The organism is Pseudomonas sp. S5F11 (assembly GCF_019641515.1).
Lineage (GTDB): Bacteria > Pseudomonadota > Gammaproteobacteria > Pseudomonadales > Pseudomonadaceae > Aquipseudomonas > Aquipseudomonas rhodesiae.
Genome location: NZ_JAIFJZ010000001.1, coordinates 1,714,616 through 1,740,029, shown reverse-complemented (window position 1 = coordinate 1,740,029; position 25,414 = coordinate 1,714,616). Strand labels below are relative to the sequence as shown.

The window sequence follows — 25,414 nt, the reverse complement described above, 5'->3', positions numbered from 1 at the left end:
CTGCTGTGGGCTCACTTATTAGAGTCGACATGTTTTGGCTAGTACTCAGGAAAGAGTTATCGTGATCTCACCCATTCCCCCCCTTGTCGTTGATCTCGACGGAACCTTACTGCGTTCGGATATGTTGATGGAAACCGGCATGGCGTTTATGCGCAGTCAACCGGCAAATTTCATCCGTCCCTTGAAATGGTTTCTTCAGGGCAAAACGTCGCTCAAGCAAGGTCTGGCGCAGAACTCCGAAATAGATGTCAGCCTTTTGCCTTACGACCCTGCCGTTATAGAGTTAATTGAAGTCGAGCGCCAGACTGGACGAACGATCATCCTGGCGACTGCAACACATCATTCGTTGGCCGATCAAATAGCCGGGCACCTGAAGCTATTTGACCGGGTACTGGCGACGGACGCAAACCGTAATCTGTCAGCCGAACGCAAGCGTGACCTGCTCGTTGAGCTTTACGGCGAGGGCGGATTCGATTACGTCGGCAACTCACTGGATGATCTTTCGGTGTGGGCGGCTTCACGTAAAGCCTATGTGGTAAATCCTGACGCTGGGGTAGAACTGCGCGCAAAGGCCTTCGGAAATGTCGAGCAGGTTATAGTTTCTAACTCTTCCAATTACAAAGACTGGCTCAAGGCTTTGCGCCTCCATCAATGGATGAAAAACGCACTTATCTTCGTACCCTTGCTGGCGGCACACCAACTCACAAACCTGACACTCGTATGGCAGGGTACTTTAGCATTTCTATTTTTTGGGCTCTGCGCTTCCAGCGTCTATCTGTTGAATGACTTGCTCGATTTAGCGGATGATCGCCACCATCATTCCAAAAGACGTAGACCGTTTGCTTCAGGTAAGTTATCCATAAAGTCCGGATTGCTTTTAGTTCCTCTATTGCTGGTAATCGCATTTGGCGGATCCGCTTTGTTACTGCCCTGGGAGTTTGGTGCTACGCTCGTGGGTTATTATGTGCTCACCTTACTGTATTCCTTGTTGCTGAAACGGCGCATGGCCGTAGATGTCATTGCCTTGGCTGCGCTTTATACAATAAGAATTATCGCAGGCGCGGCGGCCTTCGAGCTAGCATTGACATTTTGGGTATTGGCCTTTTCGATGTTTATGTTTTTAAGCCTTGCACTAGTTAAACGTTATGCTGAACTCCACGATGCGCGAATTAAAGGGATAATGGAAAAAACTCGTGGGCGTGGTTATTACCCGGCTGACCTTGAGATGATCTCTTCGCTGGGGGCTTCCTCTGGCTATTTGGCCGTGATGGTATTGGCACTCTATATCCATGATCAGGAAACGGCAGCTCTTTATGCGCACCCGCAGGTGATTTGGTTGGCATGTCCATTACTGCTTTTCTGGGTGACCCGTGTGTGGATGCTGACTCATCGAGGGCAAATGCACGATGATCCTGTGGTATTTGCCATTCGTGATCGCGTGAGCTTGGTTGTGGGGGCGTTATTTGGGCTGGTATTTTGGGTGGCCTCGTGAGCGAATCATTATACTCGTGGGGCCGTTATCCAGATAAACCGCAGCGAGGACATGCTGCAAGTTGGCGTGACGATTTACCGGATTTACTCGCGGAGGTAAGTAAATCGCATACGAGCACTCTGCCTTATGGCAATGGGCGTAGTTACGGAGATAGCTGCCTTTCAACTAGCAACCACGTCTTGCAAATGCGTTCACTGGATCGGTTTATCAAGGTCGATTGGCAATTAGGTACTGTCTGCGCCGAAGCTGGGGTAACGTTGGCGGAAATCCTTACGTTAGCTATTCCGCAAGGTTGGTTCTTGTCTGTTACACCTGGAACACAATTCGCGACCCTTGGCGGTGCCATTGCTAATGACGTTCATGGGAAGAACCATCATCTACGCGGTACCTTTGGCCGACATGTTCTTGGTTTTGGGCTTTTACGCGACCGTGAAGTATGGACATGCAGTGCCACTGAGAATGCTCACCTATACGGTGCGACTATCGGAGGGCTGGGACTTACAGGTGTGATTACATGGGCCTGCATACAACTTATCCCTATCTGCGCTAGCCAGATCAACAGCACAGTGGTGAGATTTGACAATTTGAAGGAGTTCTTTTCGCTATCGGCGGAGTTGGACCACCGGCATGAATACAGTGTTGCCTGGATCGATTGCCTCGCCAAAGGCGAGAGTATTGGGCGCGGTGTGTTCATTGTGGGAGACCATGCCGGGTATGGCGCATTGAACGTTGATAAGCGCAACAAGCTAAATGTGCCCCTGATCCCCCCATTGTCTTTAATCAATAACCTTTCGTTGCGTGCATTCAATCACACCTACTGGCACGCCCATCCAAGTCAACGCAAACAAGTCCGCAGCGGTTACGAGCCATTCTTTTACCCTTTGGATCGCATCTTGCAATGGAATCGCGTGTACGGTCCTCGCGGGTTTCAACAATATCAGTGCGTGATTCCAGATAGTGCTGCCGAAGTGGCGATGCGTGAGATCCTAGGGGCTATCGCCGATGCCGGGCAAGGATCGTTTCTGGCTGTTCTCAAACGTTGCGGTGATATTGAGTCACCCGGTCTATTGTCGTTCCCGTTGCCGGGAACCTCGCTGGCGCTGGACTTTCCTCAAAAGCAGGGTTTGCTCCCATTATTCCTGTATTTGGATCGTATTGTCCACGAGGCGGGAGGACGATTATATCCGGCCAAGGATGCACATATGAGCGGTGTGGACTTCCGTCGTGCCTACCCCGCTTGGGAACAGTTGGAAGCGCTGCGAGATCCATCCTTGAATTCCCATTTTTGGAAACGAGTTACCGAATGAAAAGAGTATTGATTATCGGCGCGACCTCGGCGATTGCCTCCGCCTGCGCACGCATATGGGCAGAAGAAAGTAGTCAGTTTTTCTTGGTAGGGCGCAATGCCGAAAAGTTAGAGCAATGCGCCGCAGACCTCACGGCAAGAGGTGCCACTGCCGTTAATGTGCATTGCATGGAAGCGGCTGACTTCGCTGCGCACGCTGTAATGCTTGAAAGCTGCACGGCAATGATGCGACAAATTGATATTGTGCTGATCGCCCACGGAACGCTGCCAGATCAAAAAGCGTGTGAGCAGGACGTCGGCACTGCGCTGGTAGAGCTGGCCAACAACGGCACTTCAGTGATCGCTTTACTCACCCTTCTCGCCAATCGATTTGAAACCCAGCGATGCGGCACGTTGGCCGTCATTTCGTCTGTTGCTGGGGATCGTGGCAGGCCGTCCAACTATCTTTACGGTACTGCTAAGGCTGCTGTTTCCACATTCTGCGAAGGGTTGCGAGCGCGAATGTTCAAAGTGGGCGTGCATGTTATTACTATAAAACCTGGTTTTGTTGATACACCGATGACTCAGGGGTTGGCACTGCCAACGGCATTAGTTGCTAAACCAGAACAGGTAGCGAAGCTAATCGTAGAAGGTATAAATAAGAAGAAAAATACGATATACGTCCCGGGCTTTTGGCGTTTTATCATGATCATTATAAGATCAATTCCTGTAGTTATATTCAAGAAAATAAATATTTAATTGTAATGAGGTGGAAAGTGCGTACGAGTAAGGAAACGCGTCTCCCGACAGTTTTTTTCGATGGGGGAAAATGGTTGGAATTAACATGTATGTTTTTATTGTTGTTGGTTTCATTGTGCGTATTTGTACCTTTTAGTCCCGTCATGCCGTCTGTTGGCCTTGACCCATCATGGGTGCTTGGCATGAATCAGGCTGTTTCGCAAGGGCTACGTATTGGCACTGATGTGATTTTTACCTTCGGACCTTATGCGTCTATTTACACAAGAGCCTATCATCCAGCAACAGATGCCATGATGTTGGCCGGTAGTGTGCTCCTGTCGGTCTCTTGTTGGTTAAGTATAATTTTTTTAGTTAAGGGTCGGCCTGGCTTACTGCTGTCGCTGTGCGTGGCTCTACTCTTCGCAGCTTATTCACGTGATGCGTTGCTTTTGTTTGTACCGTTCCTGGCTGCGCTAGTGTCTTATAAGATTATAAATAATCGAGCGGTGGGCGTCCCATTATTACCAAGGACGTTACTTGTTTTTGTAGTAGCATTCGCGGCGTTGGGGTTGATTCCTGTTATTAAGGGAAGTGTGTTGATACTTAGCGTGGCAATGGTTATAGCCTGCTTGATGATGTTTGTTTTTTGTCGAGAAGGTAGATTGGCGCTGTTGTCCGTAATGACTCCGGTTGTGTCAATTATCATTTTTTGGGTCGCATCAGGACAAGCTATCAGTGATCTTCCCCGTTATTTTGCTAATATGGTTCCTATTGCTTCGGGTTATACGGAGGCTATGGCTATTCCTGGGGAAAGTCATGAGGTGATTATATATGTAGCAGGGGCTTTATTAGTAGTTTTTGCAAGTTTCTTCGGTCAAAATAAAGTATCGTTTTCGGTAATAGATTTATTTTTGCCTGGCGTTTTCTCTCTGTTTTTATTTGTATCTTTCAAAGCTGGGTTTGTACGACACGATGCGCATGCTGTAGCGGCAGCTATAGCCATACTATTGGGAGGGATTTCTCTGTTGGCTTTTGGCAAAGGGAAGTTTACAGTGGTCGCGTTAGTCTTCTCTCTATTCACCGCAGGGCTAGTGTTTAATCGTCATGTTGGTCTGAGTCTGCCTACAGTAAGTAATTTGGTGAATGTGACGCTGGTATCTGCGGTAGTTGGAATTGATAGGCGCATTTCGGATAAAACCTGGCCTAGAGCGGATTTCGATGGTCATGTCGCGTATTATAAAAGTGTCACTGATTTACCCCTCTTGAAGGGACGTAGTGATATCTATTCGTTCAATCAGGCACCTTTGATATTCTCTGGAAATACTTGGGCCCCACGTCCTATTTTTCAGGGGTACTCAGCTTATACCCGCAGTCTTGCGGAAAAAAATATTCAATATTTACTTGGCAAGGATGCTCCAGATAATATCTTTTTCAGGGTGGAACCTATCGATGGACGACTGCCGTCGATGGATGATGGCGCAAGCTGGCCTACACTTTTGACTGAGTATCATCCTGTTAGGCGCCTTCCGGAGTACCTGCAATTGCAAAAGAATGGTGCAGATAAGTATTCTGTTATCAGTACTCGTGGAAAGCCCGCTGAGCACCAACTAGATGAAGTTGTTGCTGTTCCATTAATTGATAAGGTCTTGGTCGCGAAGATTGATGTAGAGCCTACGCTACTTGGTCGCCTGGCTAGTATTTTATTTAAGCCGGCAGAGTTGCGTATTGCTATAGTCTTGAACTCAGGAGAAGAACGGACTTATAGGGTTGTATCCGGAATGCTGAAATCAGGAGTAGTGATTTCTCCACTGGTTGAAGATACTTTTGATTTTAGTCTGCTTTACGGAGATGCTGATTTTTCAGCTGGTAAAAGAGTTAAGTCAATTAGGGTTTATCAGGCACAGTCTTCGGATTTTTCTTGGCAATCTAGGTATTCTCTTCAATTTGATGAGTTGGAGGTGGCGCAGAAAATAGATCCTGTTGAATTTTTTGGATTTGATTCAGTTGATAATGATGCTGGCAAGTTGCCGATTGTTAACGCTCAGAAGTGTGATGGCTCAATTGATGTGATTAATGGTGTAAATCCCTTACCTGAAATGCAATTGCATCGCTTAATGAGTGTTTCCGGCTGGCTTGCATCCTCTGTAAGCGAAGGGCTCCCGTCTGAGGCTGTTTATATTGTGTTGAGCGATAAAGCGGGAAAGAATACGTTTGTGAAAGCTAAGGTCAAATCTCGCATTGATGTGGCAAACGCATTTAAACAGCCGAATCTAGAGTATGCAGGGTATTCTATCGAATTCGATACGGAAGCTTTGCAAGGTCTATATAGTTTGCAGCTGGCGATGAGGCGAAATGGGCGTGTTGAAGTTTGTCCAGAGTATCTAATTTCCGCAACGATCAACGACCAGGTAAACTAATGAAAAAGATAATTCTTCCCGGCGGCGCCGGCTTAGTTGGACAAAACCTTGTCGCGAGGTTGAAGGCCAAGGGTTATAGCAACATCATTGTCTTAGACAAACACAGGCAAAATATCGAAATACTCAAGCAGGTTCATTCTGACATCGTTGTAGAATTTGCCGATTTGGCAGAGCCTGGTGACTGGCAAAGACATTTCAAACGGGCTGATGTGGTGGTCATGCTGCAGGCGCAGATCGGTGGGCTTGATTATCAGGAGTTCGTGCGCAACAACATTGATGCCACCTCTTTGATTCTCGACGCAATTAAAGTCAATAATGTTCCTAACCTAATACATATCAGTTCTTCGGTTGTTGAGTCTGTCGCGGATGACTTCTATACGCGGACCAAAAAAGATCAGGAAAAAATGGTGTTGGACAGTGGTGTTCCGTGCCCCATTCTGCGTCCTACGTTAATGTTTGGCTGGTTTGATCGTAAGCACCTAGGGTGGTTGTCGCGCTTCATGAAAAAAGTGCCTGTGTTCCCCATCCCAGGTCATGGGCGCTATATGAGGCAGCCCTTATATGTTGGCGATTTCAGCAATGTCATCATTAGCTGCATCGAGAAGAATATCCAAAAAGGTATTTACAATATCTCCGGGCACGAAAAAATCGATTATATCGATATGATTCACGTCATAAAAAAGGCGACGAATGCGAGTACTCCGATTGTGCGTATCCCGTACACATTATTCTATGGGCTCATCTGGACTTGGTCTCTGTTTGACAAGAACCCGCCGTTCACGACTCAACAATTAACGGCGTTGAGCGCCAAGGATGAGTTTGAGGTGATTGACTGGCCCGGGATTTTCGATGTGCCCTATACCCCATTTGCTGACGCGGTGGATGAGACATTTAACGATCCAACGTATGGCAAAGTGGTTTTGGAGTTTTAAGCATGAGACAACGAATTGCAGTATTAGGCGCAGGGCCAATGGGGCTTGCCGTCGCCTACCAATTGGCGCGTGATGGGCATGCCCCAGTCATCTTCGAAGCCGATGATCGTGTGGGCGGCATGACTGCGGCCTTCGATTTCTCGGGATTAAGTATCGAGCGTTACTATCATTTCCATTGTATTTCGGATCATGCGTTTCTCACCATGCTGGATGAGTTGAGCTTATCGGACCAAATGCGCTGGGTTGAAACCAAGATGGGCTACTGGTTCCAGAATCGCCTCCAACCTTGGGGAAATCCTATTGCGTTGTTGAAGTTCAGAGGGTTGAGCCTGGTCGCTAAGTTTCGTTACGGTTTGCACGCTTTTCTTTGCACAAAACGTAACGATTGGAAACCGCTGGACGGTGTTGAAGCAACGGGCTGGATCCAGCGTTGGGTTGGAGCAGAGGCCTGGGAGGTATTGTGGCGCCGCCTGTTTGATTACAAATTTTATGATTACACCGATAATCTTTCTGCCGCCTGGATCTGGAGTCGAATTCGTCGTATCGGACGTTCGCGCTACAGCCTATTTCGTGAAAAGCTGGGCTATCTGGAGGGGGGATCGGAAACTCTGCTGCAAGCGATTAAGCGGGATATTGAGACTAATGGCGGTGAAGTGCGACTGAAGTCGCCAGTTACCAAGGTTCTGATAGACGGAGACAGGGTCCAAGGCGTTGAGTTGAATGGGCAAGTCGAGTACTTCGATAAGGTGATCAGTACTATTCCTTTACCGTATGTGCCACAGGTTATACCTGATTTGCCTGCTGACATTCTTCAGCGTTTTAAAAGTTTGAAAAATGTGGCTGTAGTGTGTGTGATTGTAAAGCTACGCAAACCACTCAGCGAAAATTTTTGGTTAAACACCAATGATCCAGACATGGATATTCCTGGATTGGTTGAATATAGCAATTTGCGCCCGTTGGATCAGCATATAGTTTATGTACCGTTTTATGTACCGTCAGAGCACCCAAAATTTGCAGAGCCGGACCAAGTATTTATTGAAAAGGTTAAGCGTTATCTAAAAAAGATCAATACAATATTGACTGATGACGACTTTCTTGAGTTGCGTGCTAGCCGTTATCGTTATGCTCAGCCAATTTGTGATCCGGGCTATCTAGGCCGTCTTCCCCCGGTATCTCTTCCTGTAGAGGGGCTATGGGTTGCGGACACGTCTTATTATTACCCGGAAGATCGTGGCATATCGGAAAGTATTGATTTTGGTCGAAAAATTGCTCGGGACGCGGTTCTGTGATTCATCAGTTCATATCCCGTCAGTTTTTTGTCTTCCTGCTCACCGGCGGAACATCGGCAGTAATCAATTTTGGTTCGAGGATTTTCTATAATCAATGGATAGGGTTTTCCGGTGCCGTTATCCTAGCGTACCTCACCGGTATGATCACTGCATTTATACTTGCCAAACTGCTTGTTTTTAAAAATGGCAGGCAATCGCTGCATCGTTCCCTAATTTTTTTCGTGTTGGTAAACGTTGTTGCTGTCTTCCAGACTTGGATAATTAGCATGGTCTTAGCTTTTTATATACTCCCGGGCTTAGGAATTAGCCATTTCGTCGCAGAGATTGCTCATGGCGTAGGTGTAATTGTTCCTGTATTTACCAGTTATTTAGGCCATAAGCGTTGGTCGTTTCGCTGAAAGTACGTACGTGTGGGACGTCAGTCACAGCACTGGAATGCCACCTCCGTTGCCGATGGGCAGGGGGCAAGGCCTTTATTGAAGCTTCGAGTGCGCTCCCGTTGTATGATTGATCGACTGACGAAATCAGCTTGTGGTTTTGCGCTGAGGAACTAAGTGTCCGTCATCAAAAATTGAGCTGGAAGGAAATTTAGGATCTATGGGTACATTACGGGCAAATCTGCTTCGCCTCCCTCGTCGGCAGAAGCGCATTCTACAGGTCACCGCTGACACGCTGCTGGTGTGGCTTGCATTGTGGATGGCATTTGTGGTTCGGCTCGGTATCGACGAATTGATCAATCCCGTAGTACAGCACTCATGGTTGTTTTTAAGTGCTCCTATCATCTCGATTCCTCTCTTTATTCGATTTGGTATGTACCGTGCGGTGATGCGGTACTTTGGCAACGATGCCTTGATTGCGATTATCAAGGCCGTGAGTCTGTCTGCGTTGATCCTCGGTGTCGTGGTTTATTGGTACAGCAACCATGAAAGTGTCGTACCCCGTTCTATCATATTCAACTATTGGTGGTTGAGTTTGATCATGATCGGCGGATTACGGCTTGCGATGCGTCACTACTTTCTGGGTGACTGGTTCACTGCCGTTCAGCATGTTCCCTTTACGAGTAGAGATGATGGTTTATTGAAGGTAGCCATCTATGGTGCGGGTGCAGCAGGTAATCAACTGGTCGCAGCATTGCGGATGGGTAGAGTGATGCGCCCAGTGGCTTTCATTGATGACGATAGCGATATTGCAGGCAGGGTAATCTCTGGCTTGCAAGTATACAAGCCCAAGCACCTTCAACAGATGCTTGAATCAACAGGTGCGCAAGAGATTCTCCTCGCCATTCCGTCTTCCAATCGTGCTCGTCGTCGCGAAATTCTTGGCCTTCTCGAAGGCTTTCCACTTCATGTGCGAAGTGTTCCTGGTTTTATGGACCTTGCCAGCGGACGAGTAAAGGTCGATGACATCCAAGAAGTTGATATAGCAGATTTGCTTGGTCGCGACCCAGTTCCAGCCAATGAAGAACTGCTTGAGCATTGCATCAAAAGCCAAACTGTTTTGGTAACCGGTGCAGGCGGGTCCATTGGCTCTGAGTTGTGCCGACAGATTTTGGACCTTCGCCCCACCACACTTTTACTCTTTGAGCATAGTGAGTTTAACCTATACAGTATCTCTTCTGAGTTGGAACAAAGAATTTCACGAGAGTCATTGCCTGTTCGAATTTTGCCCATACTAGGATCGGTGCGCAATCAACCTAAACTTTATGATGTTATGAATACTTGGCATGTTGATACCGTATATCATGCAGCGGCCTATAAACACGTGCCGATGGTTGAACATAATATCTCTGAGGGTGTATTGAATAACGTGATTGGCACTCTCAACACGGCTCAGGCAGCGCTTCAAGCGGGTGTTGCAAACTTCGTACTTATTTCAACTGACAAGGCTGTCCGCCCAACCAATGTTATGGGTAGTACTAAGCGCCTTGCTGAATTGATATTACAAGCGCTCAGTCGAGAGTTGGCCCCTGTCCTGTTTGGCGACAAATCGAATATTCGTCAAGTTAATAAAACACGATTCACGATGGTTCGCTTCGGCAATGTGTTAGGCTCATCTGGCTCTGTGATTCCGTTATTTTATAAACAGATCAAGTATGGTGGACCTCTTACGGTCACTCATCCTAAGATTACGCGCTACTTCATGACCATTCCCGAAGCTGCTCAGTTAGTTATCCAGGCCGGATCTATGGGGCTTGGGGGCGACGTGTTCGTTCTGGATATGGGTGAGCCTGTTAGGATTGTTGAATTAGCTGAGAAGATGATTCATCTTTCAGGCCTGAGCGTTCGCTCTGATAAGAATCCCCATGGTGATATTGCTATCGAGTTTTCGGGGCTGCGTCCTGGGGAAAAACTATACGAAGAGCTGCTGATCGGCGATAACGTGGTCGCAACTCAGCATCCGATGATAATGAGTGCTAATGAGGACCATCTTTCGTGGGACGTACTTAAGGATAAGCTGACAGAGCTTCTTGCGGCGCTGGAGGAGGACGATTACACCCGCGTCCGCCAACTCTTGCGCGAAACTGTAAGTGGCTACTCCCCCGAAGGCGAAATCGTCGACTGGGTTTATCAGCAACGGCGCCTGGAACCATAAGTTAACACTCTGTAACCTACCCATTTTTGACACCCTCCAACCATCGTCTAAGTTAGAAAAGCAGCTTCGGAAAAGCTGCTTTTTTCTAAACGATGTCATGGAGCTTCACCAATGCAAAACACCTATATCTCCTCCCTTGTTTTCGCTTTCCTCACCACTCTCTCCCTAGCCACTACAGCAGCCCAGTCAGTCAAACCCGCAGCCCCAGGCCCGATCACCGCGCTGATTACCCAGGTCGAGCAGTCCGCCAAGGTGAACCTTAATGCCGCCGATGCCGAAACCCTGCGCCGCGATCTTTTCGGGGTCGGTGCTGCCAAAGCCAAGGCTATTGTCGCTTACCGTGAAACCAATGGTCCGTTCACTGCGGTGGATGAGCTGCTGGAAGTGAAGGGCATCGGCAAGGCGTTGCTGGAAAAGAATCGCGATAGGCTGGAAATCAAATAAGCACCCGAAGGCCGGTCATTAACCGGCCTTCTTCCATTGTTCATCGGAAAACTAACCCTCCCGATGTACATAATCCACATTTTCGCCATCGGCAATGGACCTCATCGACAGCCGATACTGGCACAAATATTGTGTACCTCTACACAAAAGATTGTTCAACAATCCCGAGGTACTTATGCCAGCAAACTTGTCTCTAGCCGACCAAATCGCGCTGGAACTACGGGCCGATATTATTGGTGGCCGACTCTTGCCTGGAATGGGCTTGGTCGAGGCCGAGCTGGTCAAGTCTTATAACGCCTCGCGCAATACAATCCGCGAAGCCCTGCATCGCTTGAGCCAAGAAGGGCTGACACGCTATGTGCGCAATAAGGGCGTTATGGTCCGGCGGCTGGCACGAGAGGAGGTGCGTGATTTGTTTTTGGTCCGTCGCACTCTTGAGTTGCAAGCTATCGCCCAAAGTGCTGCGCTCACTCCTGAGCAATCCGAGCACATGCAAAACGCCATCGACGCCACCACTCTTGCCCGAGAGCGCGAAGATTGGCGGGCGGTCGCCACTCACAGTTTGATGTTTCACCAGCAGATCGTCGGGTTGCTGCACAGCCCATTGTTCAATGAGTTTTTCGCCCAGGTAATCGCCCAATTACGCCTGGTATTTTGTGCCGCTCCCGATGAGCAGCGTTTCCAGTTGCCCTGGCTAGAACGGGACCGTGAGATCTACGCGTTATTAGCCAATAACAACAAGCCGTCGGCCAGCGAGGCAATGAGCTTCTACCTGAACGATTCCGAACATCTTTCCCTCGCCCTCTTTGATCACCCTTGATGGAGGATTGCCCATGTACAAAGACTACCCCGCCGCCTATCAGGTCAGTAAAGGTTCAGCGTTGCAGGTGGATACGGCATTTTATGAACGCATCAAGGATCGCAAGGATCAACGTCAGTTGATCGAAAAGTTCGAAGTGCCGATTCGTACGGGGAGGGCGTGGAAGGTGCCGGCCGGGCATGTGTTTCGCGTGACCACGCCGGTCGGCCCGCAGGTAGGCGATTTCAACGTATGGAACGCCAATGACCCACGCGAGCGTTTGTGGGCGGCGCGTACCCGGCAATTACAGGGCGCCCATGTCAGCACTCACGACCGGCTGTGGTCCAACCTGCCATTTTTACGCCCCTTGGTCACTATCACCGACGACAGCCTGGCCAGCTACGGCATTGATGAGCACGGCGGTCGTCTGCACGATCTACTCGGCACTCGCTGTGATCCCTATGTGAACCGCATGCTCACCGGTGAAGACTTCCACCACCATTGCCACTCGAACCTGACCCGTGCGGTGTTACCCCACGGCCTGACGGAGTTCGATGTGCATGACGTGTTGAATATTTTCCAATGCACGGGCCTCAATCATGACGACATGTACTTCATGAAAGCCTGCCCCGCGCAGAAGGGTGATTACCTGGAGTTCTTTGCCGAGATCGATCTGCTGTGTGCGCTGTCGACCTGCCCGGGTGGGGATTTGTCGCTGCCGATGTGGGGGCCGGAGGCGCAAGACCCGCTGACGGTGTGCCGACCACTGGGTGTGGAGATCTATAAATTGGAGGATGAATTGCTGAGTGGCTGGAGCCAGCCGGAGCGTGCTGCCTATAAAGGGCAGCACGGTTTGCAGATTGCCAAAGCGGATTGGGAGTAACTCAAGATTCAGCGATCCTGCGCATCCTTAGCATCCGCCTGCGCATTTCGCTCGGCCACGCGTTTGCGTTGTTCGTCGGTCAGTTCAACCTTGTTGGCGCTGTCTCGCAGCATCATCAGGCCACCGACGATTGACCCGATCGCGACCACTAAAATCAACCATGCATACCACGGCATAACGCTCTCCTTGAGGCAGATTGCCGTGGGAGGGTTTTCCCACGGGAATAACTGCTTTGAGTTACAGGCTTTCTGAGTAGTTCAGTGTAGGCCTGTTCTGCCTCAAAACTTTAGAGCCCGGTCAACATTGCATCCGCGGGTGCATCGGCGCGGTCTTGCGCGGTCATCTGGAAGTAGATGAACCCCACCACCATAAAGCCCAGGAAGATCAGCCCGATCAGTGCGTTGAACCAGGCCATGGCCACCAGGCACACCACCGCCAACACTAGTGCGATCCCCGGCACGATCGGATAACCCGGCGCGCGGAAGGTGCGTTCCAGCAGCGGTTCGGTCTTACGCAGTTTGAACAGGCTAAGCATGCTCATGATGTACATCACGATGGCGCCGAATACGGCCATGGTGATCATTGCGGCGGTCAGGGTCATGCCGCCCAGGTTGATCAGGCCGTCGCTGTAGATGGCCGCTATGCCGACCACGCCACCGGCGATGATGGCGCGGTGCGGTGTCTGAAAGCGCGACAACTTGGCGAGGGAAGAGGGCAGGTAGCCGGCGCGGGCGAGGGCGAAGAACTGGCGCGAGTAGCCCAGGATGATGCCGTGGAAACTCGCCACAAGACCGAAGAGACCGATCCACACCAGCATGTGCAACCAACCGGAGCTGTCGCCCACCACGGTTTTCATGGCTTGTGGCAATGGGTCGTTAATGTTCGACAGGGTGCGCCAGTCGCCCACGCCGCCGGCGAAGAACATCACGCCCATGGCCAGGATCACCAGGGTCAGGATGCCGCTGATGTAGGCTTTTGGAATGGTGCGCTTGGGATCTTTCGCTTCTTCGGCGGCCATGGCCGCGCCCTCGATGGCGAGGAAGAACCAGATGGCGAAGGGGATTGCCGCGAACATGCCGGCAATCGCCGGCGCGCCGAAGGTGTCGGAGCCGGCCCAGCCGTTTAGGGCGAAGTTGCTGAAGCTGAAGGCGGGCGCCACCACACCCATGAACACCAGCAATTCAGCAACGGCAAGCACGCACACCACCAGCTCGAAGGTAGCGGCGAGCTTCACGCCGAGAATGTTCAAACCCATAAACACGATGTAGGCGCCGACGGCGGCGTGTTTGGGGTCCAGCGCCGGAAACTGCACATTCAGGTAGGCACCGATGGCCAGGGCAATGGCCGGTGGCGCGAAGACGAATTCGATCAGCGTGGCCAACCCGGCGATCAGGCCGCCCTTCTCACCAAAGGCGCGGCGACTGTAGGCAAACGGCCCGCCGGCGTGGGGAATCGCGGTAGTCAGCTCGGTAAAACTGAAGATAAAGCAGGTGTACATGGCCGCCACCATCAATGAGGTCACCAAGAACCCCAGGGTTCCGGCTACACCCCAGCCGTAGCTCCAGCCGAAGTACTCCCCGGAGATCACCAGCCCGACGGCGATGCCCCAGAGATGCAGGGTGCCCAAGCTGGGTTTGAGTTGTGTGTTCATCGTGTGGCGCTCCTTGAACGGTTGGAATGACTCAAGGTGTTGCAGCGGCCATGCCATGCTGCGCAACCGTGTCGTAAAGCGGCGCAACTGTCGTGTGGGGGATGGTTTGGCGTTTGGAGTTTTGTGGTGTTGCACCAGTTAGGTGCGGTGCTGGCTGAGCCGGCGCTATCGGGGGCAAGCCCCCTCCCACATTTGCCCGGGTACATCCTAGGTCAACCTGTGGGAGGGGGCTTGCCCCCGATAGCTTCCACCCCGGCACCCGCACCCGCATAAACCCACTCTTTACGCCGTCTTTACGCCCCGCCCACACCCTCGCTCTCGTTCCTTTACACCACTCCTGCGGACAATTGCCCCACACGCGGCGCTCGCCGCTAAACGGAGAGACTTCCATGAGTGTTCTGGACGGGGTGTCACTGCTATTGGCCGTGGCGCTGTTCATTTATCTGCTGGTTGCGCTGTTACGCGCGGATCGGAACTAGGAGCAGGCTATGCACAGTTATGACTATTGGCTGATCATCGCCTTCTTCGCCGTGGTGCTGGTGCCCGCGCCGTTTCTGGGGCGGTTCTATTACAAGGTGATGGAAGGCCAGCGCACATGGCTGAGCCCGGTACTGGGGCCCGTCGAAAAAGTCTGCTATCGCTTGGCGGGCGTGGACGCGCAGCAGGAACAGAGCTGGCAGAAATACATGCTGGCCCTGTTGGCGTTCAACCTTGCGGGCTTTGTGTTGTTGTTCTCGATCCTGGTGTTTCAAGGTTCTCTGCCACTGAATCCGCAGAAGTTGCCAGGCCAGGAATGGACGCTGGCCTTCAACACAGCGGTCAGTTTCATGACCAACACCAACTGGCAGTCCTACAGCGGCGAGGCGTCCCTGAGCTACCTCAGCCAGATGGCCGGCCTGACTGTGCAGAACTTCGTCAGCGCAGCCACCGGCCTTGCCGTCCTGGTCGCACTTTGCCGTGGGATCGGTCGTAAGTCCGCACGCACCTTGGGTAACTTCTGGGTCGATATGACCCGCGCCACCCTCTATGGCCTGCTGCCATTGTGCCTGGTACTGGCGCTGTTTCTGGTGTGGCAGGGTGTACCGCAGACCTTCGCTCACTACGTTGATGCCGTGACGCTGCAGGGCGTGGATCAGGTGATTCCCCTCGGCCCGGCCGCCAGCCAGATTGCGATCAAGCAACTGGGCACCAACGGTGGTGGTTTCTTCGGCGTCAACTCGGCGCATCCGTTTGAAGACCCGACTGCCTGGTCCAACCTGTTCGAAGTGGCGTCGATCATCCTGATCCCGGTAGCGTTGGTATTTACCTTTGGTCACTACGTCAAAGACCTGCGTCAGAGCCGCGCGATCCTCGGCTGCATGCTGGCACTGTTCCTGATCGGCGGCGCGACTTCGCTGTGGTCCGAGTACCAGCCCAACCCGACCCTCAACAATCCGGCCGTGGAGCAAACCGCACCGCTGGAAGGTAAGGAAGCGCGCTTCGGCACCACCGGTACCGTGCTGTGGTCGGTGACAACCACCGCCGCGTCTAACGGTTCGGTCAACGGCATGCAGGACAGCCTCAGCCCCCTCAGCGGGATGGTGGCGCTGGTCAATATGATGGTCGGCGAAGTGATCTTCGGCGGCGTCGGCGCCGGCATGTACGGCATGTTGCTCAACGTGTTGATCGCGGTATTCCTCGCCGGCCTGATGATTGGCCGCACCCCGGAATACCTTGGCAAGAAACTCCAGGCCAAGGAAGTGCAACTGCTGGTGGTGACCCTGCTGGTGATGCCGGTTGGCGTGCTGGTACTCGGTGCTATCGCCGCCAGCCTGCCGGGCCCGGCTTCCGCCATCAGCAACCCTGGACCCCACGGCTTCAGCCAGTTGCTCTATGCCTACACCTCAGCCAGCGCCAACAACGGCTCAGCGTTCGGCGGCCTGAGTGCCAACACGCCGTTCCACAACCTGATGTTGGGCCTGGGCATGTTGATCGGCCGCTTCGGTTACATCCTCCCGATACTGGCCCTGGCCGGCAGCCTGGCGATGAAAAAGGCCGCACCCATTGGCCAGAACAGCTTCCCGACCCACGGCCCACTGTTTGTGACGCTGTTGACCGTGACCATCTTGCTGGTGGGCGGCCTGACCTTCCTACCGACGCTGGCACTGGGCCCAATTGCTGAACACCTGAGCATGGGCTTCTGAGGGATATGAAAATGAATATGCCTGTAAAAAACGCCGCTCCGGTCAAACCCCAGGAGCCGGCTAAAACCGCGATTTCCGCTCTGTGGCGCCCGGCGCTGATCCAAGCGTTCGTCAAGCTCGACCCACGTCAGTTGCAACGCTCGCCAGTGATGCTGGTGGTGGAACTCACCGCTATCCTCACCACCATGTTGTGCTTTGTGCCGGACACCGCGGTGCCCACCTTCGTCGCTGTGCAGATCGCAGTGTGGCTATGGTTCACCGTGCTGTTCGCCAACTTCGCCGAAGCCTTGGCCGAGGGGCGTGGCAAGGCCCGCGCCGACAGCCTCAAGGCCGGTAGCGAAGGGCTCAGCGCACGCCGTCAGGAAGCCGATGGCAGCTTCAAGGTGGTGCCGGCCACCAGCCTGCGTAAAGGTGATGTGGTGCGCGTCGCCGCTGGGGAGATGATCCCCGGTGACGGCGAGGTGATCGAAGGCATCGCCGCGGTCAACGAGGCGGCGATCACCGGGGAATCCGCGCCCGTGATCCGGGAGTCCGGCGGCGACCGTTCGGCCGTCACCGGCAACACGCGGCTGGTCTCCGACTGGCTGCTGATCCGCATTACCGCCAACCCCGGCGAATCCACGCTGGACCGCATGATCGCGTTGGTGGAAGGCGCCAAACGCCAGAAAACCCCCAATGAAGTCGCGCTGGATATCCTGCTGATCGGTCTGACCCTGATCTTCCTGCTGGTGGTGGTGACCCTGCAGCCATTCGCCCATTTCGCCAATGGCAGCTTGCCGTTGGTGTTCCTCGTCGCACTGCTGGTGACGCTGATTCCTACCACCATCGGCGGCTTGTTGTCGGCTATCGGCATCGCCGGCATGGACCGCCTGGTGCGCCTGAATGTGATCGCCAAGTCCGGTCGTGCCGTGGAAGCGGCGGGGGACGTGCATGTGCTGATGCTCGACAAGACCGGCACCATCACCTTTGGTAACCGCCGTTGCGCGGCGGTGTTTGCCGCGCCAGGCGTGAGCGGGCGGGAATTGGCCGAAGGCGCGCTGCTGGCATCCCTGGCCGATGACACCGCTGAAGGCAAATCCATCGTCGAATACCTGCGCGCCTTGCATCCTCAGGCCGAGCCTACGGTGGATGAGTTGACCGGTGTTCCGTTCAGCGCCGAAACCCGCTTGTCCGGTGTCGACTACCAGGGCCGTGTGTTCCGCAAAGGCGCAGTGGATTCGTTGCTGGCGTTTATCGGCCTGCCACGGGACGGCCTGCCGGCGGCGCTGTCGCGGGAAGTCGACAAAATCGCCCAAAGCGGCGGCACGCCTTTACTGGTGTGCGCCGATGGCAAGTTACTCGGTGCTATTCACCTCAAGGACGTGGTCAAGCCTGGAATTCGCGAACGGTTCGCCGAGCTGCGCAAACTGGGGATTCGCACCGTGATGGTGACCGGCGACAACCCGCTGACCGCCGCCGCGATTGCCGCCGAAGCGGGCGTGGACGACGTGCTCGCCGAAGCCACCCCGGAGAAAAAGCTCGCGCGCATTCGCCATGAACAGAATGACGGCCGCCTGGTCGCGATGTGCGGCGACGGCGCCAACGACGCCCCGGCGCTGGCTCAGGCAGACGTCGGCATGGCCATGAACGACGGCACCCAGGCCGCCCGCGAGGCCGCCAACATGGTCGACCTCGACAGCGACCCCACTAAGTTGCTGGACGTGGTGCAGATCGGCAAGGAACTGCTGGTGACGCGCGGTGCGCTAACCACGTTTTCCATCGCCAACGACGTGGCCAAGTATTTCGCGATCCTGCCGGCGCTGTTCGCCTCGATCTATCCGCAATTGGGCGTGCTCAACGTGATGCACTTGCAGAGCCCGCAGAGCGCAATCCTGTCGGCCATTGTGTTCAACGCGTTGATCATTGTGGTGTTGATCCCACTGGCCCTGCGCGGTGTGCGGGTGCAGGCGGCGAGCGCTGCGGCGTTGCTGCGCCGCAATCTGCTGATCTATGGGCTGGGCGGGATTCTGGTGCCGTTCGTGGGCATCAAGGCCATCGACATGCTGCTCACCGCCTTGCACTTGGTGTAACTCCAAACCGTGGCGAGGGAGTTTGCTCGGGCAGTGCCCCGGCGCCCTCGCCAGCGGGTATCTCAACTGATTGAGGATATGAACATGACCCCTATCATTCGCCCAGCCATCAGCCTGTTGGTTCTGATGACGCTGATCACCGGCATCGCCTACCCGTTGGTGGTCACCGGTGTCGCCCAGGTCGCATTTCCCGACCAGGCCAACGGCAGCCTGGTGCGCGATGCCAGCGGCAAAGTGCGTGGCTCCAGCCTGATCGCCCAGGAATTTACCGGTGACCGCTGGTTCCACCCGCGTCCATCGGCCGGCGCTTTTGTGACGGTCTCAAGCAGTGCCAGCAACCTTGGCCCAAGCAACCCGGCGCTGGCGACGCGGATCTTCGATGACGCGACCAAGCAATTCGTACCGAGTCAGGGGCCGGTGCCTCTGGCATCGCTGACTACCTCTGGCAGCGGTCTTGATCCACACTTGCCACCGCAGGCGATTGCCTATCAACTGGCGCGCGTGGCGGCGGCGCGAAATGTGCCGTTGTCGACCTTGCAGCGCTTGCTCGATGAACATATCGAAAGCCCGCTGGTGGGCCCGCCAGTGGTGAATGTGTTGGCATTGAACATGGCCTTGGAAAAATTGTAAGCAGTGAACTGCCTTCGCGAGCAAGCCCGCTCCCACAGGAGTACGCATGTGGGAGCGGGCTTGCCCGCGAAGGCGGCCTGAAGCGCAACCAATCAACACCTGAGGAACCCCCGAGCATGAGCGACTCCGGCCGCGCCGATGCCCTGTTAGCCGATCTGCCCCGGCACGGCCGTGGCCGGCTCAAAGTCTTTCTGGGCGCCGCGCCGGGGGTGGGCAAGACTTACGCCATGCTCCAGGCCGCCCATACCCAGCTGCGCCAAGGCGTCAAATTGATCGCGGGCGTAGTCGAAACCCACGGTCGCGCCGAGACCGAAGCCTTGCTCAGCGGCTTGCCGCAGCAACCGCTGGTGCGCAGCGAGTATCGCGGCGTGATGCTGGAAGAGATGGACCTCGACGGCCTGCTCGCCGCCAAGCCCAAGCTGGTGCTGGTGGACGAGCTGGCCCACAGCAACGCCCCCGGCAGCCGTCACGAAAAGCGCTGGCAGGACATCCAGGAATTGCTGGCCGCCGGTATCGACGTGTTCACCACGGTCAACGTCCAGCACTTGGAAAGCCTCAACGATCAAGTGCGTGGCATCACCGGCGTGCAGGTCCGCGAAACCCTGCCGGATTGGGTGCTGCAGGAGGCCGACGAGCTGTTGCTGATCGACCTGCCGTCCCGCGAACTGCTGGAGCGCCTGCGCGATGGCAAGGTCTACGTGCCGGAACAGGCGCGCGCAGCCATCGATGCGTTCTTCACCCAGACCAACCTGACGGCCCTGCGCGAGCTGGCGATGCAGGCCGCCGCGGCCCATGTCGACGCTGATCTGGCCCAGGGTTACCGCCAACTCGGTCAAGACGCCCCGGCTGTGCGCGGGCGCTTGCTGGTGGGCGTGGATGGCGATGCGCAGGCCGAACGTCTGGTGCGCCACGCCAGCCGCGTCGCGCAGCGTCGGCATCTGCCCTGGAGCCTGGTGCATATCGATAACGGTCGCGCACGGGACGAGCAATCACGCCTGCGCCTGCAAAACGCCCAGCAACTGGCCGAGCGCCTTGGCGGGGAGGTGGTGTTGTTGCGTGCCGGCGAGGTGGCCAAGACCCTGATCCAACACGCCGCCGAACGCCGCGCCAGCCTGCTGCTGGTGGGGCAGTCGCGCATGCGCTGGCACCGCCGCGTGTTCGGTGGCGGCCTGGCGGCACGCCTGCTGCGCAATGCCCGGGGCCTGGAAATCAACGTGCTCGACAGCGACGATGTGCCGGCCCCGCCGCGTCTGCCGGAAGTGCGCGGCCTGGAGTGGTTCGATTACGCCCTGGCAGTGGTCGCTACCTTGGTGGCAACCGGCGTGGCGTGGGCGGTGTCGAGCGCGCTGCCGTTACCGAATATCTCGCTGGTGTTCCTCGCGGCGGTGTTGCTGGTGGCGGTGCGCAGCAGCCTGGGGCCTTCTTTGGTGTGCGCCGCGCTGTCATTCCTGACCTATGACTTTCTGTTTATTCCGCCCAACTTCTCGTTTGCCATCCAGCGCGAAGAAGACGTACTGACGCTGTTGTTCTTCTTGCTGATGGCGGCGCTTACCGGCAACCTCGCCGCGCGTCAGCGTCGCCAGCTGCAAGCCTTGCGCGATACCCAGGAAGAGACCAGCGAGCTGCTGGACCTGTCACGCAAACTCACCGCCGCCACCGACCGCCAAGCGGTGATCAGCGCGGCTGCCCATCACTTGGAGGGCTGGAGCGATCTGGACCTGTGCCTGGTCAACCGCGACGGCCAGGGCGGCTGGAAGGTCGAGACCGGCGGCCCGCTGACGTTCACCGAAGCCGAGCGCGCCGCCGCCGATTGGGCCTGGCAACACGACCAGCCGGCGGGCATGGGCACCGGCACCTTACCGTTCGGGCGCTGGTGGTGGTGGCCGTTGTCGGGGGAAGAGGGGCCGCTGGGCTTACTCGGCGTCAGCGCCAAACCCGGCCTGGAATTGAGCGGTCAGCGCCGTCGCCTGCTGACGGCGTTGAGTCAGCCCCTGGCCCAAGCGTTGGCCCGCGCACAGCTGGCGCAAGAGTTGGAGTCCGCGCGTTTGCACGGTGAAACCGAGCAACTGCGCAGCGCTTTGCTCGCCTCGGTGTCTCACGATCTGCGCACGCCCTTGACGTCCATGCGCGGCAGCATCGACAGCCTGTTGGCCCTCGGCGAGGCGATTCCCTTGGAGGATCGGCGCGAACTGCTCGAAGGCACTCGCGACGAGGCCGAGCGTCTCGACCGTTATATCCAGAACCTGTTGGACATGACGCGCCTGGGCCACGGCGCGCTTAAGCTGGCGCGCGATTGGGTATCTCCCGGGGATATCGTCGGCAGCGCCCTTGGCCGTTTGCGCGCGGTGCTGGCGCCGTTGCAAGTGAGCACCGATGTGCCGCCCGAATTGCCCCTGCTGTATGTGCATGCGGCATTGATCGAACAGGCGCTGGTCAATGTGCTGGAGAACGCCGCGCGCTTTTCGCCGCCCCACGGGCGCCTGCAACTGAGTGCCGGGGTGGCGGAAAATCAGCTGTTTTTTGCCGTGGCTGACGAGGGACCGGGCATTCCCGAGGAGGAGCGCGCGAAGATTTTCGATATGTTCTACACCGCTGCGCGTGGCGACCGTGGCGGGCAGGGCACCGGCCTGGGGCTGGCGATCTGCCAAGGGATGGTCGGCGCCCACGGCGGGCATATTCGCGTCGCCGAGGGCATCGATGGGCGCGGCACCTGCATCAGTCTGTTCCTGCCGTTGCCCACCCAGCCTGGCCTGGAACGTGAGCCGTGAGCTACCCTGTTTTTTCTACGGATTTTGATGGAACACCATGAGCCAGACCGCGACGATTTTGGTCATTGATGACGAACCGCAGATCCGCAAATTCTTGCGCATCAGCCTGGCCTCCCAGGGCTACAAAGTGATCGAAGCCGGCACTGGCAGCGAAGGGCTGGCCCAGGCCGCGCTGAGCAAACCGGACTTGCTGGTGCTGGATCTGGGCCTGCCGGATATGGACGGCCAGCAAGTGCTGCGCGAGTTTCGAGAGTGGTCGACGGTGCCGGTGCTGGTGCTGTCGGTGCGCGCCAGCGAGGGACAGAAAGTCCAAGCCCTCGATGGCGGCGCCAACGACTATGTGACCAAACCCTTTGGCATCCAAGAGTTCCTGGCGCGGATTCGGGCGCTGTTGCGCCAGGCCCCCGCGGGGGAGACGCAGGAAGCCGCGCTGTGCTTCGGCCCGCTGACCGTCGACCTGGCCTACCGCCGCGTGCTGCTGGACGGTGCCGAAGTGGCGCTGACCCGCAAGGAGTACGCAGTGCTGGCGCAACTGGCGCGCCATCCGGGGCGGGTGATCACCCAGCAACAATTGCTCAAGGACATCTGGGGCCCGACCCATACCGAAGACAGCCACTACCTGCGCATCGTGGTGGGCCATCTGCGCCAAAAACTGGCGGATGATCCGACCCAGCCAAGGTTTATCGTGACCGAGGCCGGGGTAGGGTATCGATTAGTGGGGGCGTAGATCAGTTTCCTGTGTTCGAGTCGCGGGCATGCCCCCTTGCAATCCCCTGTGGGAGCCGGGCTTGCCCGCGATGGCGTCACCCGTCATACCGACGCCTTCAAGGCTGCTCACTCTCGTACCGATCCAGCGTATCGCTCGCAATCTCCCGCCCGAGGGCGATCAACTCTGGCGCCTTGTAAAACTCAAAAAACCGGCACACCCGCTTGGGCACGTTGATCAGCACATCCGGCGGATAACCGGCGATTTTGTACTGCGCCAACGACGTCTGCATCACCTCAAAACTCTGGTTGATCAAATCCAGCAGTGACGCGGGGCCGACGTTATCGATGATGAACGAACCGGTCGCCGATTTCGGCGCCCCGGGTTTTTCCGGCGCGGCCGCCGGTTGCTGCGATTCGGGCTCGGCCGACTCCAGCCACGGGTTGATATCCGCCGCCTGAGCCTGCAAGGCTTCCTGCTCAAGCTTCATTAACTGCTCGGCCTGTTTGCGGCGAAACGGCAAGTGCGAACCCAGCGACTTGGCCAGGCTGTTGAAACGACTCTTGAACGCCGGTGGGCGCTGAATGACCGGTAACTGATAGTGCTTCTGGTTGGTGGCGTTGAGGTTGACGGCAATGATCAAGTCACAGTGGCTCGACACCACCGGCACGATCGGCAGCGGGTTGAGCAGACCGCCGTCCACCAGCATGCGATTGCCTTGCATCACCGGCGTGAACAGGCTGGGAATAGCCGCCGACGCGCGCATGGCCTGGTGCAGGCAACCTTCCTGGAACCAGATTTCCTGCTGATTGGTCAGGTCGGTGGCCACGGCGGTGTAGGGGATGCGCAGTTCTTCGATATTCAGCTCGCCGACGATCTTGCGGATCTGCCCGAAGACCTTCTCGCCGCGGATCGCCCCCAGGCGAAAACTCACGTCCACCAGGCGCAGCACATCCAGGTAATCGAGGCTTTCGATCCAACGGCGATACTCGTCCAGCTTACCGGCGGCGTAGATGCCACCGACCACGGCCCCCATGGAACAACCGGCGATACAGGCGATGTCATAGCCGCGTCGTTCGATCTCTTCGATCACCCCGATATGGGCGTAGCCGCGAGCCCCACCGGACCCGAGCACCAAGGCAACACGTTTCTTCATGGTTCATGTCCTTCCCCAGACTGCCGCCCACAATGCACCCATTGAGGGGGCGGCTTCAATCTTCGCGGCCTGCCTGAACTATATTTTCCAGAATAGCCACGCGGCTCGAGTATGCTCTGGCAATAGGCGAGTATGATTTCCCCTTGGCGGACAAGGCACTTTTCCTTGTAGGCAACGTCTATTCCGTACGACTGTTTCTTCCTTTTGAGGTGTCATCAATGAAAGCCTGGATGTGTGTGCCTGTGATCGTGTTGGCCTTGGCCGGTTGTGCCGGCAAAACCGCCTACCGTGACAGCTGCGGATCGCAATTGGACGCCGCCTGGAAAGAACTGGACCTGGCCAAGGCCGAAGGCTTTGCCGGTACCGTGAGCTACTCTAAAGCCTTGTCGCTGTTGACCGGCGCCAAGACCCAACAGCAATTCGAAGCCTTCGAAGGTTGTGCCAACAAGGCCGAGAAAGCGCGCTTCTACATTCGTGAGTCCCGCGCCGGTCGCTGATCCGAGTCGGGCATCTTGAGTCGTCGGGGAATGTTCATCGTCAGGGGAGCAAGTGATGTCAGCGTTGGTCGATCAGCTAGTCGCCCAGGTCATTGGCCTGGAAGTGGGGTTACTGAGCTGTCAGGCTCGCCTTGCCGCCGTCACTGATGATGAAGCCCTGCACGACCTGCGCACCACCGTGCGCCGCTTGCGCAGCCTGTTACGACCTTTGCGCGGGCTGCCGGGTGTGGAGCAACTGGAAGTCGCCGCCAGCGCTGTCGGTCAGTTGACTACCCCCCTGCGTGATCGGGAAGTGCTGGCCGCTTACTTGCACCAGCACGGCCATCACGAGGCGGCGGATCGACGCTTGCGGCCGCAGCCCGATGCCTATCGTCACGTAGCTCAATCCCCTGAGCTTGCGCAGTTGTTACAGATTCTGGACGCTTTTCCGCGCTTTATTCGGGCCTCCGAACACCAGAAACTGCTCAAAGGGCTGCGCACGCGCATCGAAAAACGCTTGGCCAAGCAGTGGCATAACCTTGGCGCAGCGCTCAAAGAGCCGGGTCATGATCGGCATCGTCTGCGCTTATTGATCAAGCGTGTGCGCTACGCCGCCGAGGCGTACCCACAGTTGGATAAGCTCCCCGCCAATGCCGTCCCCCGTCTCAAGAAAGCCCAGGCCGTGCTTGGCGACTGGCACGATTGCTTACAGTGGCTGGCCCAAGCTGAACAGCAGGCGGACCTGCAGCCCTGCGTGGCGGTGTGGCAGCGCACCCTGGTCAAGGCCGAGGGCGAGTCCGACCGTGTACTGGACAAACTCAGCGCTCATTGCTTCTGAGACGGTCCGGTTTTTGGCCGGAATAGGCGCTGTTCACTGTAGGTAGGATGGTTAAGATCCTGTCTT

Annotated in this window: 22 protein-coding genes; 19 read left to right on the top strand and 3 right to left on the bottom strand. The window is 55.7% G+C overall.

What is annotated here, in order from left to right; all coding sequences use genetic code 11:
* The first annotated feature begins 121 nt into the window (after window positions 1-121).
* The 11 genes from K1567_RS07645 to K1567_RS07595 all read left to right on the top strand — a co-directional run bounded on the left by K1567_RS07645 (window position 122) and on the right by K1567_RS07595 (window position 12,871).
* A complete protein-coding gene (locus K1567_RS07645; RefSeq protein WP_259445055.1) occupies window positions 122-1,492 on the top strand; it encodes a UbiA family prenyltransferase in 1,371 nt (456 codons plus the stop codon).
* Window positions 1,489-2,799, top strand: coding sequence for an FAD-binding oxidoreductase (locus tag K1567_RS07640; protein WP_220698310.1), 1,311 nt, complete (start codon window positions 1,489-1,491; stop codon window positions 2,797-2,799). The genes K1567_RS07645 and K1567_RS07640 overlap by 4 nt, the downstream gene beginning before the upstream one ends.
* Window positions 2,796-3,536, top strand: a complete 741-nt coding sequence (locus tag K1567_RS07635; RefSeq protein ID WP_220698309.1) for an SDR family oxidoreductase — start codon at window positions 2,796-2,798, stop codon at window positions 3,534-3,536. Before K1567_RS07640 ends, K1567_RS07635 begins: the two co-directional genes overlap by 4 nt.
* An 89-nt stretch (window positions 3,537-3,625) precedes the next feature.
* Window positions 3,626-5,932, top strand: coding sequence for a hypothetical protein (locus K1567_RS07630; RefSeq protein WP_220698308.1), 2,307 nt, complete (start codon window positions 3,626-3,628; stop codon window positions 5,930-5,932).
* On the top strand, window positions 5,932-6,864 hold the full coding sequence (locus tag K1567_RS07625) for an NAD(P)-dependent oxidoreductase (RefSeq protein ID WP_220698307.1): 933 nt from the start codon (window positions 5,932-5,934) through the stop codon (window positions 6,862-6,864). Before K1567_RS07630 ends, K1567_RS07625 begins: the two co-directional genes overlap by 1 nt.
* Before the next feature lie 2 nt (window positions 6,865-6,866).
* Window positions 6,867-8,153: an NAD(P)/FAD-dependent oxidoreductase gene (locus K1567_RS07620; protein ID WP_220698306.1), complete on the top strand. Its 1,287-nt coding sequence runs from the start codon at window positions 6,867-6,869 to the stop codon at window positions 8,151-8,153.
* On the top strand, window positions 8,150-8,551 hold the full coding sequence (locus K1567_RS07615; RefSeq protein ID WP_220698305.1) for a GtrA family protein: 402 nt from the start codon (window positions 8,150-8,152) through the stop codon (window positions 8,549-8,551). The genes K1567_RS07620 and K1567_RS07615 overlap by 4 nt, the downstream gene beginning before the upstream one ends.
* Window positions 8,552-8,750: 199 nt before the next feature.
* Entirely contained in the window at window positions 8,751-10,745 is a 1,995-nt protein-coding gene (locus tag K1567_RS07610) for a nucleoside-diphosphate sugar epimerase/dehydratase (protein WP_220698304.1), read from the top strand.
* A 111-nt stretch (window positions 10,746-10,856) separates the two neighbouring features.
* Window positions 10,857-11,189 (top strand): ComEA family DNA-binding protein, encoded by a 333-nt coding sequence (locus K1567_RS07605; protein ID WP_034137461.1) that lies wholly within the window; start codon window positions 10,857-10,859, stop codon window positions 11,187-11,189.
* Window positions 11,190-11,364: 175 nt separating this feature from the next.
* Window positions 11,365-12,009, top strand: coding sequence for a GntR family transcriptional regulator (locus K1567_RS07600; protein WP_220699026.1), 645 nt, complete (start codon window positions 11,365-11,367; stop codon window positions 12,007-12,009).
* A 13-nt stretch (window positions 12,010-12,022) separates the two neighbouring features.
* Window positions 12,023-12,871, top strand: a complete 849-nt coding sequence (locus K1567_RS07595) for a DUF1989 domain-containing protein (RefSeq protein ID WP_220698303.1) — start codon at window positions 12,023-12,025, stop codon at window positions 12,869-12,871.
* Window positions 12,872-12,879: 8 nt separating this feature from the next.
* Here K1567_RS07595 and K1567_RS07590 read toward each other — a convergent pair whose 3' ends face one another.
* On the bottom strand, window positions 12,880-13,047 hold the full coding sequence (locus K1567_RS07590; protein WP_012722955.1) for a DUF2897 family protein: 168 nt from the start codon (window positions 13,045-13,047) through the stop codon (window positions 12,880-12,882).
* Between the two features lie 110 nt (window positions 13,048-13,157).
* Window positions 13,158-14,522 carry an ethanolamine permease gene (gene eat / locus K1567_RS07585; RefSeq protein WP_034096554.1) on the bottom strand — a complete coding sequence of 455 codons (1,365 nt, stop codon included), beginning with the start codon at window positions 14,520-14,522 and terminating at the stop codon, window positions 13,158-13,160.
* A gap of 389 nt (window positions 14,523-14,911) precedes the next feature.
* Between eat and kdpF the strand changes: the two genes are divergently transcribed.
* The 6 genes from kdpF to K1567_RS07555 all read left to right on the top strand — a co-directional run bounded on the left by kdpF (window position 14,912) and on the right by K1567_RS07555 (window position 22,899).
* On the top strand, window positions 14,912-15,001 hold the full coding sequence (gene kdpF, locus K1567_RS07580) for a K(+)-transporting ATPase subunit F (RefSeq protein WP_003218754.1): 90 nt from the start codon (window positions 14,912-14,914) through the stop codon (window positions 14,999-15,001).
* A 9-nt stretch (window positions 15,002-15,010) separates the two neighbouring features.
* Window positions 15,011-16,705, top strand: coding sequence for a potassium-transporting ATPase subunit KdpA (kdpA, locus tag K1567_RS07575; RefSeq protein WP_034137464.1), 1,695 nt, complete (start codon window positions 15,011-15,013; stop codon window positions 16,703-16,705).
* 5 nt (window positions 16,706-16,710) lie between these two features.
* Entirely contained in the window at window positions 16,711-18,774 is a 2,064-nt protein-coding gene (kdpB, locus tag K1567_RS07570; RefSeq protein ID WP_220698302.1) for a potassium-transporting ATPase subunit KdpB, read from the top strand.
* Between the two features lie 84 nt (window positions 18,775-18,858).
* Window positions 18,859-19,404, top strand: coding sequence for a potassium-transporting ATPase subunit KdpC (gene kdpC / locus K1567_RS07565; RefSeq protein WP_169903463.1), 546 nt, complete (start codon window positions 18,859-18,861; stop codon window positions 19,402-19,404).
* 116 nt (window positions 19,405-19,520) lie between these two features.
* The gene (locus K1567_RS07560; protein WP_034112540.1) at window positions 19,521-22,172 is read left to right on the top strand and encodes a sensor histidine kinase KdpD; all 2,652 of its coding nucleotides are present in this window, start codon (window positions 19,521-19,523) and stop codon (window positions 22,170-22,172) included.
* Window positions 22,173-22,209: 37 nt separating this feature from the next.
* The gene (locus tag K1567_RS07555; protein WP_034096559.1) at window positions 22,210-22,899 is read left to right on the top strand and encodes a response regulator; all 690 of its coding nucleotides are present in this window, start codon (window positions 22,210-22,212) and stop codon (window positions 22,897-22,899) included.
* Between the two features lie 97 nt (window positions 22,900-22,996).
* Here the strand turns inward: K1567_RS07555 and K1567_RS07550 are convergent, their stop codons facing one another.
* The gene (locus tag K1567_RS07550) at window positions 22,997-24,034 is read right to left on the bottom strand and encodes a patatin-like phospholipase family protein (protein WP_034096560.1); all 1,038 of its coding nucleotides are present in this window, start codon (window positions 24,032-24,034) and stop codon (window positions 22,997-22,999) included.
* 218 nt (window positions 24,035-24,252) lie between these two features.
* Between K1567_RS07550 and K1567_RS07545 the strand changes: the two genes are divergently transcribed.
* Complete coding sequence (locus K1567_RS07545) at window positions 24,253-24,531, top strand: hypothetical protein (RefSeq protein WP_034096561.1); 279 nt, start codon at window positions 24,253-24,255, stop codon at window positions 24,529-24,531.
* Between the two features lie 55 nt (window positions 24,532-24,586).
* A complete protein-coding gene (locus K1567_RS07540) occupies window positions 24,587-25,348 on the top strand; it encodes a CHAD domain-containing protein (RefSeq protein ID WP_034096562.1) in 762 nt (253 codons plus the stop codon).
* Window positions 25,349-25,414 lie beyond the last annotated feature (66 nt).